The 12,501-nt window shown below is 43.1% G+C and carries 14 protein-coding genes and 3 tRNA genes; 1 reads left to right on the plus strand and 16 read right to left on the minus strand.

What is annotated here, in order from left to right; translation table 11 throughout:
* Positions 1–4: 4 nt before the first annotated feature.
* The 16 genes from rpsC to CBS1_RS04585 form a co-directional block, all read right to left on the minus strand.
* Positions 5–634, minus strand: a complete 630-nt coding sequence (gene rpsC, locus CBS1_RS04510; protein ID WP_033192019.1) for a 30S ribosomal protein S3 — start codon at positions 632–634, stop codon at positions 5–7.
* Positions 635–663: 29 nt separating this feature from the next.
* On the minus strand, positions 664–1,113 hold the full coding sequence (rplV, locus tag CBS1_RS04515; RefSeq protein ID WP_090221996.1) for a 50S ribosomal protein L22: 450 nt from the start codon (positions 1,111–1,113) through the stop codon (positions 664–666).
* 14 nt (positions 1,114–1,127) lie between these two features.
* Complete coding sequence (gene rpsS, locus CBS1_RS04520; RefSeq protein ID WP_014451924.1) at positions 1,128–1,415, minus strand: 30S ribosomal protein S19; 288 nt, start codon at positions 1,413–1,415, stop codon at positions 1,128–1,130.
* Between the two features lie 37 nt (positions 1,416–1,452).
* Positions 1,453–2,280 (minus strand): 50S ribosomal protein L2, encoded by an 828-nt coding sequence (rplB, locus tag CBS1_RS04525; RefSeq protein ID WP_033192021.1) that lies wholly within the window; start codon positions 2,278–2,280, stop codon positions 1,453–1,455.
* A 13-nt stretch (positions 2,281–2,293) separates the two neighbouring features.
* The gene (gene rplW / locus CBS1_RS04530) at positions 2,294–2,596 is read right to left on the minus strand and encodes a 50S ribosomal protein L23 (protein ID WP_090221997.1); all 303 of its coding nucleotides are present in this window, start codon (positions 2,594–2,596) and stop codon (positions 2,294–2,296) included.
* Positions 2,593–3,264, minus strand: a complete 672-nt coding sequence (gene rplD, locus CBS1_RS04535; protein ID WP_033192023.1) for a 50S ribosomal protein L4 — start codon at positions 3,262–3,264, stop codon at positions 2,593–2,595. The genes rplW and rplD overlap by 4 nt, the downstream gene beginning before the upstream one ends.
* A 96-nt stretch (positions 3,265–3,360) precedes the next feature.
* Positions 3,361–3,990 carry a 50S ribosomal protein L3 gene (gene rplC / locus CBS1_RS04540; RefSeq protein WP_033192024.1) on the minus strand — a complete coding sequence of 210 codons (630 nt, stop codon included), beginning with the start codon at positions 3,988–3,990 and terminating at the stop codon, positions 3,361–3,363.
* Positions 3,991–4,010: 20 nt separating this feature from the next.
* Positions 4,011–4,319: a 30S ribosomal protein S10 gene (rpsJ, locus tag CBS1_RS04545; protein ID WP_033192025.1), complete on the minus strand. Its 309-nt coding sequence runs from the start codon at positions 4,317–4,319 to the stop codon at positions 4,011–4,013.
* 101 nt (positions 4,320–4,420) lie between these two features.
* On the minus strand, positions 4,421–5,623 hold the full coding sequence (tuf, locus tag CBS1_RS04550) for an elongation factor Tu (RefSeq protein ID WP_090221999.1): 1,203 nt from the start codon (positions 5,621–5,623) through the stop codon (positions 4,421–4,423).
* A gap of 64 nt (positions 5,624–5,687) precedes the next feature.
* Positions 5,688–7,766: an elongation factor G gene (gene fusA, locus CBS1_RS04555; RefSeq protein WP_090222001.1), complete on the minus strand. Its 2,079-nt coding sequence runs from the start codon at positions 7,764–7,766 to the stop codon at positions 5,688–5,690.
* A gap of 41 nt (positions 7,767–7,807) precedes the next feature.
* Positions 7,808–8,275 carry a 30S ribosomal protein S7 gene (gene rpsG, locus CBS1_RS04560; RefSeq protein WP_033192028.1) on the minus strand — a complete coding sequence of 156 codons (468 nt, stop codon included), beginning with the start codon at positions 8,273–8,275 and terminating at the stop codon, positions 7,808–7,810.
* 12 nt (positions 8,276–8,287) lie between these two features.
* Entirely contained in the window at positions 8,288–8,692 is a 405-nt protein-coding gene (gene rpsL, locus CBS1_RS04565) for a 30S ribosomal protein S12 (RefSeq protein WP_033192029.1), read from the minus strand.
* A gap of 210 nt (positions 8,693–8,902) precedes the next feature.
* Positions 8,903–8,977, minus strand: a tRNA-Gln gene (locus tag CBS1_RS04570).
* A 34-nt stretch (positions 8,978–9,011) separates the two neighbouring features.
* A tRNA-Val gene (locus CBS1_RS04575) sits at positions 9,012–9,086 on the minus strand.
* 34 nt (positions 9,087–9,120) lie between these two features.
* A complete protein-coding gene (locus CBS1_RS04580; protein WP_090222003.1) occupies positions 9,121–10,092 on the minus strand; it encodes an L-lactate dehydrogenase in 972 nt (323 codons plus the stop codon).
* A 214-nt stretch (positions 10,093–10,306) separates the two neighbouring features.
* A complete protein-coding gene (locus CBS1_RS04585; protein WP_090222004.1) occupies positions 10,307–12,313 on the minus strand; it encodes an alpha-amylase family glycosyl hydrolase in 2,007 nt (668 codons plus the stop codon).
* 91 nt (positions 12,314–12,404) lie between these two features.
* Here CBS1_RS04585 and CBS1_RS04590 point away from each other — a divergent pair.
* A tRNA-Ser gene (locus CBS1_RS04590) sits at positions 12,405–12,494 on the plus strand.
* Positions 12,495–12,501: the final 7 nt, after the last annotated feature.

The raw sequence follows: 12,501 nt of genomic DNA on the forward strand, positions 1-12,501 counted from the left end.
ACTGTTATATATTTGCATCGCCTTTGTATATCCAAACTTTTACACCGATGGTTCCGTATTTTGTTTCTGCTCTTGCTGTTGAGTAGTCTATAACGGCTCTTAAAGTTTGAAGTGGGAGTCTTCCTTTCAGGTACCATTCCGTTCTTGCGATTTCAGCTCCAGCAAGCCTACCGGCTACCATTATCTTGATTCCTTTTGCTCCCCTTCTCATTGCCGCAGCAATTGCTCTTTTCATAACAATCTTATAGGAAGCCCTCTTTTCAATTTTCTGTGCTATGGACTCTGCCACAAGGCTTGCCTCGGTCTCAGGCGTTTTCACTTCAACTATATCAACACCGAACTTCCTGTTGAATTTGCCCTCAAGAGCTTGTCTTAGTTCCGTTATACCGGCACCTTTCCTTCCTATGAGTATTCCAGGTCTTGCCGCGTGGATTGTAACCAATACTCTTTCGGCGTCTGGTCTTTGGATGAACACTCTTGCTATACCTGCCTGGTTGTAGGTCTTCTTTATGAAGTCTCTTATAGCCTCGTCTTCAAGTAGGTATTCGCTGTATTTCTTTTCATTGAACCACTGTGCATCCCAGTCTGTTGTTAATCCAAGCCTAAAACCCTTCGGATGAACTTTTTGACCCACCTATATCACCTCACAAGCATGTTTTTGTATTATTTTGCATTTTCTTTCTGTTCTTTTTCTTTTTCCCTGTCTCTAACAACAACAGTTATATGGGACATCCTTTTTTGAATGATGTCCGCTCTTCCTCTTCCGCGTGGCCATACTCTCTTCATTCTTGGTCCATCGTTCACATAGCACTCAGCAATGTAAAGATTGTCCTCGGAAAGTCCAAAGTTATTTGTTGCATTCGCTACTGCAGATTTTAGCACATTATATACGAGTCGTGCAGCCTTTTTAGGCAAAAATTCAAGAATTGTATACGCTTCTGAAACATTCTTACCCCTTATGGAGTTGATGACAGCTCTTGCCTTCCTTGGAGATATGCGGACAAACCTCGCAACAGCACGTGCTTCATACTTTGGTAAAGTAGCAAGAACTTCTTTGCGTCTCGCATGGAACTTGGACCTTTTGAGTCCCTCTCTTTTGACGATGGGTTGCATTATATACTCCCTCCTTATTTCTTGACCTCACCTTTTTTAGCAGATTTGTTTGTGTGTCCTCCGAATCTCCTGGTGAATGAAAACTCGCCAAGCTTATGTCCTACCATATTCTCCGTTATGTAGACTGGTATATGTTTCATTCCGTTGTATACAGCTATCGTGTGACCAACCATTTCCGGAACGATTGTGCTTGCTCTACTCCATGTTTTGATTATCTTCTTCTCACCAGTTTCGTTAAGCATCCTTATTTTCTTTAACAGTTTCGGATCAACGTAAGGTCCCTTTTTACTGGAACGGCTCATTTATTACACCTCCTGATTGGCTACTCAACACTGCTTATTAAGCATTCCTTCTTCTCACAATGAATTTGTCGCTTGGCCTCTTACCTCTTCTGGTCTTGTAACCCTTTGCCGGAACGCCCCATGGACTCTGTGGATGGTGACCTTTACCTCTACCTTCTCCACCACCATGTGGGTGGTCAACTGGGTTCATGACAACACCACGTACGTGTGGCCTTCTACCCTTCCATCTTTCCCTACCAGCTTTACCGGACACTTCGTTTTTGTGGTCTTCGTTACCTACAACACCAACGGTTGCATAGCATCTAACGTGAACTTTTCTGAGTTCACCAGATGGCATCCTAAGAAGTGCGTAGTCCCCTTCTTTTGCCATGAGCTGGCAGGAAACACCGGCACTTCTTGCAATCTTGGCACCACCGCGTGGATAGAATTCAATGCTGTGCACAATTGTACCAACTGGTATGTTCTCAAGTGGAAGCGCGTTACCGGGCTTAATTTCCGCGTTTGGTCCAGCCATTACTGTGTCTCCAACGTTCAAACCGTTTGGAGCAAGGATATACCTTTTTTCACCATCAGCGTAAACAAGTAACGCAATTCTTGCAGTCCTGTTAGGATCGTACTCTATAGCTGCAACCTTCGCGGGGATATTTTCTTTTTCCCATCTTCTAAAGTCAACTATTCTGTAGAGCCTCTTGTGGCCACCACCTCTGAACCTAACGGTTATTCTACCGTGGTGGTTCCTTCCTCCTGTCTTCTTAAGAGGAACAATTAACGACTTTTCGGGTTCTGTTTTTGTGATCTCCGAAAAGTCTGGTATGACCATGAATCTTCTACCTGGAGTTGTTGGCTTGAATCTTTTAAGACCCATTGTTATTCACCCCTTACGCTTGGAGTTCTTTAATCGTGTAGCCTTCTGCTAATTTGACTATGGCCTTTTTCCATTCTTTTGTATGTCCTTCTCTCGCCATATAGCCTCTTCTGAGGTCTCTTTTTGGCTTCGGCTTCACGATAAGTGTGTTCACACGCTCTACCTTAACGTTGAAAAGTTTTTCAACAGCTTCTTTTATCTGTTTCTTGTTTGCATTCTTGTCCACTTCGAAAACGTATTCTCTTTCAGCACGTAGATTCATCGATTTTTCACTGATAATCGGCCTGATGATGACATCTGAGTATTCTTTCCTCATTTTCCGAGCACCTCCTCAATTTTGCGAACGGTGCCCTCCGTAAGGACAACCTTTGACGCGTTGATGATATCGTAAACGTTCAATCCGTCAATGTTATTTCCGTCGTTGTTGTTCGGGTTGTCAGCAATGATAACCTTTACACCGGGTATGTTTCTTCCGGAAAGCTTAACGTTTACGTAGGAATCTTCTTTCTTTGGAAGAACGAAAAGAACCTTTTCGTCAGCGATTCCGAGAGCCTTCAAAACTTCTCTCATCTGTTTTGTTTGAGGCTTATCAAATCGTATATCGCTCACAACTATAAGGTTGCCTTCCTGGAATCTCACAGAGAGCGCTGATTTCAGTGCTAACCTCTTCATTTTCTTATTCAATCTCTTCAAGAACTTTCTTGGTTTTGGACCGTGCGCAACACCACCGTGTCTCCAGTGAATAGCCCTTATCGAGCCTTGCCTTGCTCTACCGGTGTGTTTCTGTGGCCACGGTTTCCTTCCACCACCAGAAACTTCTCCTCTTGTCTTTGTCGATGCCGTTCCTGACCTTGCGTTTGTGAGCTGCATATCGATGTAACGCCACATAACATCGAGGTTCGGTTCAATGTTAAAAACTTCGTCGCTAACCTCAATCGTTCCGATCTTCTCACCTTTGATATTCAAAAGTGCCACATGTGCCATGTTCTTCTTCCTCCCTTACTCCGTTTTCGGAGCACGTCCTTTGTACTGCATCAGAAAGCGCCAAGCTTTTTTTCAAGAAATCCTTCGAAGAAAAAATTACTTGTCTACTTTCACAGCGCTTCTGATGAGAACAAGGCTGCCCCTCGCTCCTGGCACTCCACCCTTAACTGCTATAAGGTTATTTTCTGGATCGACTTTCACAACTTCCGAATTGAGTACTGTTACCCTTTCGTTTCCGTATCTTCCAGGCATCTTCTTGCCTTTGAAAATTCTTGCTGGTTCGGTGTGCTGACCAACAGAACCAAGCTCTCGGTGGAATTTCGCACCGTGCGATTTCGGACCACCTTGGAAGTTCCATCTTTTCATTGCGCCAGTGTAACCTCTACCTTTTGTCCATCCCGTAATGTCAATTTTATCGCCTTCTTGGAAAATTGCAACTGTGATTTCTTGTCCAACGGAGTATTCGTCTACACTGTCAACCCTAAATTCTTTTAAAACTCTCATAGGTTTTACGTTAGCCTTTTTGAACACTCCAAGAAGTGGCTTTGTAAGTCTCTTCTCATTTACTTCCTCGAATCCCAATTGGACTGCATTGTATCCGTCTTTATCAGCTGTCTTTTTTTGGACAACAACGCATGGACCAGCTTTAAGAACCGTAACAGGAACAACCTTATCATCTTTCCACAAGCGGGTCATTCCAACTTTTCTAGCAATTATAAATTTCATCACAAAACACCTCCGAGGACTCACAGATTGATTTCAACGTCGACACCTGCTGGAAGGTTTATCTTCATCAGAGCGTCAATCGTTTTTGAGTTTGGATCAATGATATCTATAAGTCTCTTGTGTATTTTCTTTTCGAATTGCTCACGTGAGTCTTTGTGCTTTAACGGTGACCTAAGAACAACGTAGAGTGTTCTTTCCGTTGGTAGTGGAATTGGACCTGAAACCTTTGCATTCGTCTGCTTAGCTACTTCCACTATCTTCTTTGCTGATTCATCCAATAATCTATGGTCATATGCCCTTAGTCTGATTCTAATTTTCTGTCCTGGCATGTCTTACCCTCCTTCTTAGAAAAGGGGGGGAACCCCCCCGATTACCGTTTTGTCAAAGAGCAAAAAAAGTATTCACCTGATCGCGTCTTAAAGTTCATAAATTACTCAATTATTTCGGAAACGACACCTGCGCCAACCGTTCTTCCACCTTCACGAACTGCGAACCTCATACCTTTTTCGATAGCAACTGGGTAGATGAGTTCAATTGTCATTTCGACGTTATCACCGGGCATGACCATTTCGACTCCAGCTGGAAGGTCAACGATTTCACCTGTAACGTCTGCTGTTCTGATGTAGAACTGTGGTTTGTAACCTTTTGTGAATGGCGTGTGGCGTCCACCTTCTTCTTTCTTCAAAACGTAGATGTTTGCTTTGAACTTCTTGTGAGGTGTAATGGAGCCTGGTTTTGCAAGAACTTGTCCTCTTTCAACCTCGTCCTTGTCGATACCTCTGAGCAGACATCCAACGTTGTCACCAGCGATTGCTTCATCGAGTTCTTTTCTGAACATTTCAACACTTGTGATAACTGTCTTTTTAATTTCGTAGCTCATACCGATGATTTCTGCTTCAACGCCTGGTTTGATTACACCACGTTCGATTCTTCCAGTGACAACCGTACCCCTACCAGTGATGGAGAAGACGTCTTCAATTGGCATAAGGAATGGTTTGTCAACTTCACGAACTGGATCCGGGAAGTATGTATCCATTGCGTCAAGGAGTTCTTTGATTGGTTTGTATGCTGGGTCGTTCGGGTCGTTTGGTGCTTCTATCGCTTTGAGAGCTGATCCTCTAACTACTGGAACTTCGTCACCAGGGAATTCGTATTTGCTGAGGAGGTCTCTGACTTCCATTTCAACAAGATCAACAAGTTCTGGGTCATCAACCATATCAACTTTGTTAATGAAAACTATCATTGCTGGAACGTTAACCTGTCTTGCAAGAAGAACGTGTTCCCTTGTTTGTGGCATTGGACCATCTGTTGCAGCAACGACAAGGATTGCACCGTCCATCTGAGCTGCACCAGTGATCATGTTCTTAATGTAGTCAGCGTGACCTGGACAGTCGATGTGTGCGTAGTGTCTCTTTTCTGTCTGGTATTCAACGTGTGTGATGTTGATGGTGATACCTCTTGCCCTTTCTTCCGGTGCTTTGTCAATCATTTCGTATGGTGTGTAGTCTGCCCATCCGAAGAACGAACAGTACTTTGTAATAGCTGCTGTAAGTGTTGTCTTACCGTGGTCGATGTGTCCGATCGTACCAACGTTCATGTGAGGTTTGGTTCTTACAAATTTTTCCTTTGCCATACCTTTGACCCTCCTTCTTCACCTATGGTGGAGTATAGTTTTTGTTTTTTTATTGATATCGGTATTAAGCACCTTTCAATATCTTTTCAGCAACCTTGTCAGGCACTTTGTCGTAGTGGGAAAGTACCATTACATAATTTGCTCTTCCTTGAGAAAGTGACCTCAGCGTTGTAGCGTAGCCAAACATTTCACTTAGCGGCACAAGTGCCCTTACAATTCTCAAGTGTCCTCTGTTTTCAAGCGCCTCGATGTGCGCTCTTCTGGAGTTCAAGTCTGCAATGATGTTACCCATGTATTCTTCTGGTGTGGTTACTTCAACTTTCATTATTGGTTCCAGAAGAACGGGACTGCCTTTTTCCATCGCTTCCTTAAATGCCATGCTTGCAGCTATTTTGAACGCCATTTCGGATGAGTCGACTTCGTGGTATGAACCATCGACGAGGGTAGCCTTTACTCCGACAACTGGGTAACCTGCCAAAACTCCAACCTGCATGGCTTCCCTGATACCTTCTTCAATTGCCGGTATGTACTGTTTCGGTATAACACCGCCAACTGTTCTATCTTCAAACTCAAATGTCTTATCAAGACTTAATGGCTCGAATTCAACGATGACATGTCCGTACTGACCTCTACCACCACTCTGCCTAATGTACTTACCTTCCGCTTTGACTGGTCTGGTTATTGTTTCTCTGTAGGCCACTTGTGGTTTGCCAACTCTGACGTTTACGTTGAACTCTCTCTTAAGTCTGTCAACTATGATTTCCAAGTGGAGCTCGCCCATACCAGCAAGAATTGTTTCTCCGGTTTCTTGGTCGACGTACGCTCTAAGCGATGGATCTTCTTCAAGAAGAGCCTGTAAGGCTTTTGAAAGTTTCGTTTCATCATCCTTTGTTTCTGGTTCAATCGCAATAGATATAACTGGTTCTGGGAACTCCATCTTCTCAAGGATGACGTGTGTACCTTCTTCACAAACCGTGTCGCCTGTTATCGTGCTCTTCATTCCTATAACGCCAACGATGTCTCCTGCCCTAACGTATTCAACATCCTCTCGTTTATCAGCATGCAGGAATATCAACCTTGAGACACGTTCCTTCACACCTTTTGTGGTGTTAATAACGTAGCTTCCCTTTTCCAAGCGTCCGCTGTAGACTCTCAAGAACGTGAGCTTACCAACATACGGATCTGTCTGTATCTTGAAAGCATAAGCAACAAAGGGTGCATCTTCTTTTGGAAATACCTGAACTTCGTTTCCGTTCTTGTCAAATCCCCTGACAGGTGGTAAATCGAGTGGGGATGGAAGATACCTGATAACACCATCCAGAAGTGGTTGAATTCCAACGTTCATCTTTGCTGAACCGCAGAATACCGGTGTTCCTAGATTTCCTATTGTAATTCTCCTCAGTGCATCGTGGATCTGCTCTTCCGTTGGTTCTTCACCTTCAAGATAAAGCATCATGATTTCGTCGTCTACTTCGGCTATTTTTTCAATCATATCCTCTCTTGCTTCTTCAGCCTTTTCGAGCCATTCTTCAGGTATATCTTCATAGACATACTCAGTTCCTTCTGGGTTCAACCACCTGATGGCCTTCATCTGAATCAGGTCAATAATACCTTTAAAATCGCTTTCCGCACCCATCGGTATCTGGACTGGAATTGGATGAGCACTGAGTCTTTCAACCATGGTCTGGACGGCCATTTCAAAGTCTGCACCTGTTTTATCCATCTTGTTCATGAACGCAATTCTTGGAACGTTGTATTTATCAGCCTGTCTCCAAACCGTTTCAGACTGTGGTTCAACACCAGCGGTCGCATCAAAAACTGCTATTGCACCGTCAAGAACTCTCAGTGACCTTTCGACTTCAATTGTGAAATCGACGTGGCCCGGTGTGTCGATAATGTTTATTCTGTGACCTTTCCAAAAGCACGTTGTCGCAGCCGAGGTGATTGTGATACCTCTTTCTTTTTCCTGTATCATCCAGTCCATCGTAGCTGTTCCATCATCAACACTTCCGATGGTGTGCTTTCTTCCAGTGAAAAACAGGATACGCTCGGTAGTTGTTGTCTTACCAGCGTCGATATGAGCCATTATTCCAATGTTTCTAAGCTTATCCAAGTCAACATATAAAGCCTTTATCTCTTCCATAGTTTCCTCCTCGAAGGCACTTTCCTGTTTTGTTTTTCAAATTACCATCTGAAGTGCGCAAACGCCCTGTTTGCTTCAGCCATCTTGTGGACGTCGTCTCTCTTCTTAATAGCTGTACCTGTGTTGTTATATGCATTTAGAAGCTCTTCAGCGAGTTTTTCTTTCATTGGCTTACCTTTCTTTGCTCTTGCTGCATCGACGATCCATCTGATGGCAAGAGCTGTTTTCCTTGGTTCCTGAACTTCGACAGGAACTTGGTACGTTGCACCGCCAACCCTTCTCGGTCTAACTTCTACAATTGGTTTAACGTTCTCTACCGCTTGCTTGAAAACTTCTATTCCGCTTTTTCCTGTCTTCTGCTCGAGTATTTCGATAGCTCCGTAAACTATTTTCTGAGCAATCGACTTTTTCCCATCCCACATAACTTTGTTAATCATCTTAGTCACAAGAACTTCTCCGTAGACTGGGTCTGGTGGGACTACCCTAACCTCGGCTCTTCTTCGCCTCATCTAATTCCCTCCTTATTTCTTACCCTTTGCTGCAGCAGCTGCGCCTGCTTTTGGCCTCTTTGCACCGTACTTACTCCTGCTCTGGCGTCTGTTCTCAACACCAGCTGCGTCAAGGGTTCCGCGGATGATCTTGTATCTAACACCTGGTAAGTCCTTAACCCTTCCGCCTCTGACGAGAACGATTGAGTGTTCCTGAAGATTGTGTCCAATACCTGGGATGTATGCCGTGACTTCGATACCGTTTGAAAGTCTTACTTTTGCAATCTTTCTCAAAGCGGAGTTTGGTTTCTTTGGGGTCATTGTAGAAACCCTAACACAAACTCCTCTTTTCTGTGGGTGTCCCTGGAGTGCTGGTGATTTGGATTTCTCCTTAACTTTTTCCCTTCCGTGTCTTACTAACTGATTAATAGTTGGCATCTTAACCCTCCCTTCAAACTCTACATTCGTGAGATATTATAACCGCCTATTTTAGAAAATACAATAAAGCCCGTGTGAATTTTTTGTTTCGAACACTCAGTCGGGCGTTTCTGATAAGGGTATAAAATATTAAGCACACTTAAGCCATTTACAAAATCCAAAATAAAGGGCGCAAACGCGCCCGGCTTTTTCTTTAGACTTTCTGCAATTTGGCTGGGGCGGTAGGACTCGAACCTACACAACTGGAGCCAAAGTCCAGGGTCCTGCCAATTAGACGACGCCCCAGCGCTTTGCTTTAGCTTGTAGTTCCATAAAAAACTGGTGGGTGCGGCAGGGATTGAACCTACGACCTCTTCCGCGTCAAGGAAGCGCTCTCCCACTGAGCTACGCACCCACTAATTCTTTGCCGTCAAGCGATACACATTTTACTATGTACCACTAATTCTGTCAAGGGGTGAATTTTTCGTCTCTAAGACTTTCTTAATTTCTTCAATAGCCTTTCTGATAACGCTTTTGGAGTGTTCAAGCAATTCCTGCTCTTCATCGACTAATTTCAGCTTTACAATCTTTTCTACCCCGTTTCGACCTAAAACTGCAGGGAACCCGATGTACACGTCATCGATAAGCACTGAAGGTGTCCAAACCCTCTTTTCGTTTTTCCAAATACTATCTATTAGTTTTGCTGTTATGGCACCAATTGCCAGATTTGTAGCCCCTTTCTTCTCGATAATTTTGTAAGCAGCAGTTCTTACTTCCTCAACTATCTTTTCGAAGTCCAAACAAGTTGATGAACCTTCGGCTTTCATATCACAGTCTGCGCAGTAATCTCTTAACAAAACTCCGCCGATTGTTGCACTAGATAATGGCATGAACTCACTATCACCGTGTTCGCCGATGATGTAAGCATGGATACTGGCGGATGAAACTCCACATTGCTGAGCTAACAAAGTCCGTAGTCTAAGAGTATCAAGCGTCGTCCCAGTTCCAATGATCTTTCTGGGGTCGAATTCAGTGAACTCCCATATTAAGTACGTTAGTACATCTACCGGATTAGTTATATTAATTACGATACTGTCCTTAGCGTACTTTTTTATATCTTCTGAGATAGACTTTATGATTTTCACATTGTCAATCAACAAGTCCAATCTTGTTTCACCTGGTCTTTGTGCTCGTCCAGCAGTTATCACAACAAAATCGCTATCTATGATATCTGATGGATCACCTGCGTATATATTGCAATACTTGAAAACTCCAGAAGCATGTAGAAGATCCATCGCTTCACCAATACTTCTGTTCTTGTCTATGTCCACCATAACAATCTTATCCACTATTGAATAGTGCAAAAGTGAAAAAGCAACACTTACACCAACCCTTCCGGCTCCGTAAATACTCACTTTCATAAGCTTTCCCTCCTTTTGCAGCTTCAATATTAAATTTTATCATAAATTAAAATTTGTACAACCTAATTTGTCTTCGTGCTGAATTTGATTAAGATCTTTATCTTATTTTACCGCTCAGAAACTCCAAGTTGGTTTGTACGTGTAGCGAGCTATACAATAAAAAAAGCGCGCTCATCTGAGCGCGCCAACATGTTGAAAGTGGTAGTTTAGAACACTATTCCCAATTGACAAACAGAATCACAAAATCGCCAGCCATCAGGTTTACAGGTATGGTGTTTCCTATACCGTACGTCATTTTCCTTTTCCCATGTCTTGTTGCGATTGTAACACTTCTTATTTCTATATTTCTACCAACGGTTTCATTTACCAAGATTTCGATGTACTTTTCATGAGCGAAGTCCAAGTTTCCAAGAACTATTACTCCTTTGTCGTCTTTCCAATAACTGTAGTTTGCGGTTGTCCCATCCTGGTAGTTCAGATACACGTATCTAAACTCCGAATCCATAAAGTCAGCTATCTCATCACGTATAGTCAAAACCCATTTGAGGAAATTGAACATATCATCTTTTGAATTCTCCCAGTGCAAAGCATAGTAGTCAAAGAACGCAAGTTTTCCGTAAAATTGGTCATCAGGTGGCAAGACAGTTTTTCCATATATGGTGTTATCAAGACCTAAGTTCATGGGTTGAATTTCCTCTATTTCTTGACCTGAGTTTATATATGCTATTGAGTTCGGTGATAGGTACAATAGTGCTGGTGCAAGGTACTTTAATTTACTTCCGTTTTCTCTTGCCACAATTCTTGGTGTATCCGGGGTTTCACACGATGCTATATACGGAACCTCGAGGTTAGGCGTTATTTCTTCGATAAATTTGTACAATTCCGAAGGTCTTGCTGCTGCATACCAGCTATTACCAAGTATGCAGTCGTACCCTTCCAACTTAGCTTTCTTGTCGTTTTTCATTTCCAGCTCTTCTGCGATAAATCCAAAAGCTGGGTCGATTTCTCTGGCAGCTGAAATTATCATATCTTGAAGCTGAGATGGTAATGCATGCCCCATATCTATCCTTGCACCATCGATACCGTACTTTTTCTGATAGGTTGGTATGATATTCGCTATGTACTCCCAGAGCTTTTTATTGGGCTTTTTGCCAGGGAATTTGCTTGACTTTATAACATCAAACAAAATATAAGGTGGTTGGTCTTTACTCACATATCTTGCGCTCGCCTCCGGATGGTCGAGATACAACCTCAGAAACGTCACATCATCCCACGTTGGTTGTGGATCGTTAACCCAGTCGGAGAAACCGGGAGGGGTGATGATTCCAAATTCTTTAGCTATATTTGAAAGTATATCGCCTTCCATCTTCTTGACTTTTTCCCACTTTTCTTTATCGATCTTATCGGGAGACAAGGTGAATTTTGAAAGGTGTGTTTTCACCTCTTCCGATGAGTAGATTATCTCTAAGTCTTCTGTGTCTGGAATTTTAAACGGGAGTTGTGGTATGTGTGGTGGTCTGTAACTCGCTGCCTCTTCTATCTTTATCCAGTAGAACCAGTCTGGATGAGATTTTATCAAGTCACTATCCCTTGCGGCTGTACGCGGGATGAAATCCAAGACCACCCTTATTCCAAGCACATGAGCAGCTTGAATCAAAGCTTTGAATTGTTCTTCTAATTTTATTCCATCAAGAAGTGGATCCGCATAGCTTTCATCAAGTTCTACAGGGTTTTTCACCGCGTAAGGAGAGCCAACCTCTCCTTTTTTGAAAACATCGCTCATCTTAGAAATAGGAAGCATGTAGAGTACGTTTATACCCATCTGTTTTAGATAAGGCAAAAGGCCTATCATTTTGAGAAATGTTCCTGATTCCCGATATCCAAAGATGTCTTCTGGTTCAAATGCACCGAACCCTTTGTGGTTGTATGCAACCGTTGCCCTTGGCAGAGCACCGTACATTTTTGCTTTTCTTAGCCAACTCGCATCTTTTTCGCCGTTTAAGAGCGCAAGTGATTTCGAATAATCCAAACCCTTATCGTGTTCCAATATAGTGTCGATAACTATTGAGTAGTACTCATAAGGGTCAACAAAATACCTACCGTCCTTTATGGAAAGCTTTCCAGGGTAATTTGAAATAATCCACTGACGCGGTAGAGCGTATAGTGTTTTACCAGTTATCTTCCTTTTTAGGTACTTGCTTAGTTCCCTGAGTTCTTTCATCTTTATACCTCCTTCTCACCTTTTATCACAACCTGTGCAGCATGGCTATTGACGATATCAAAGAGTTGTTGTATAATCTTTCGTGCTGGACGGAGGCGTGTCCGAACTGGCTAAGGAGCCGGTCTTGAAAATCGGTGGTGGTCAAACCACCGTGTGGGTTCGAGTCCCACCGCCTCCGCCATTTTTTT

Origin of the sequence: Fervidobacterium changbaicum (assembly GCF_004117075.1) — a bacterium.
Taxonomy (GTDB): domain Bacteria; phylum Thermotogota; class Thermotogae; order Thermotogales; family Fervidobacteriaceae; genus Fervidobacterium; species Fervidobacterium islandicum.

Coding starts and splice junctions, on each gene's coding strand:
- rplV (WP_090221996.1), bottom strand. CDS start 1,113: ATGCAACCCATCGTCAAAAGAGAGGGACTCAAAAGGTCCAAGTTCCAT.
- rpsS (WP_014451924.1), bottom strand. CDS start 1,415: ATGAGCCGTTCCAGTAAAAAGGGACCTTACGTTGATCCGAAACTGTTA.
- rplB (WP_033192021.1), bottom strand. CDS start 2,280: ATGGGTCTTAAAAGATTCAAGCCAACAACTCCAGGTAGAAGATTCATG.
- rplW (WP_090221997.1), bottom strand. CDS start 2,596: ATGAGGAAAGAATACTCAGATGTCATCATCAGGCCGATTATCAGTGAA.
- rplD (WP_033192023.1), bottom strand. CDS start 3,264: ATGGCACATGTGGCACTTTTGAATATCAAAGGTGAGAAGATCGGAACG.
- rplC (WP_033192024.1), bottom strand. CDS start 3,990: ATGAAATTTATAATTGCTAGAAAAGTTGGAATGACCCGCTTGTGGAAA.
- rpsJ (WP_033192025.1), bottom strand. CDS start 4,319: ATGCCAGGACAGAAAATTAGAATCAGACTAAGGGCATATGACCATAGA.
- tuf (WP_090221999.1), bottom strand. CDS start 5,623: ATGGCAAAGGAAAAATTTGTAAGAACCAAACCTCACATGAACGTTGGT.
- fusA (WP_090222001.1), bottom strand. CDS start 7,766: ATGGAAGAGATAAAGGCTTTATATGTTGACTTGGATAAGCTTAGAAAC.
- rpsG (WP_033192028.1), bottom strand. CDS start 8,275: ATGAGGCGAAGAAGAGCCGAGGTTAGGGTAGTCCCACCAGACCCAGTC.
- rpsL (WP_033192029.1), bottom strand. CDS start 8,692: ATGCCAACTATTAATCAGTTAGTAAGACACGGAAGGGAAAAAGTTAAG.
- CBS1_RS04580 (WP_090222003.1), bottom strand. CDS start 10,092: ATGAAAGTGAGTATTTACGGAGCCGGAAGGGTTGGTGTAAGTGTTGCT.
- CBS1_RS04585 (WP_090222004.1), bottom strand. CDS start 12,313: ATGAAAGAACTCAGGGAACTAAGCAAGTACCTAAAAAGGAAGATAACT.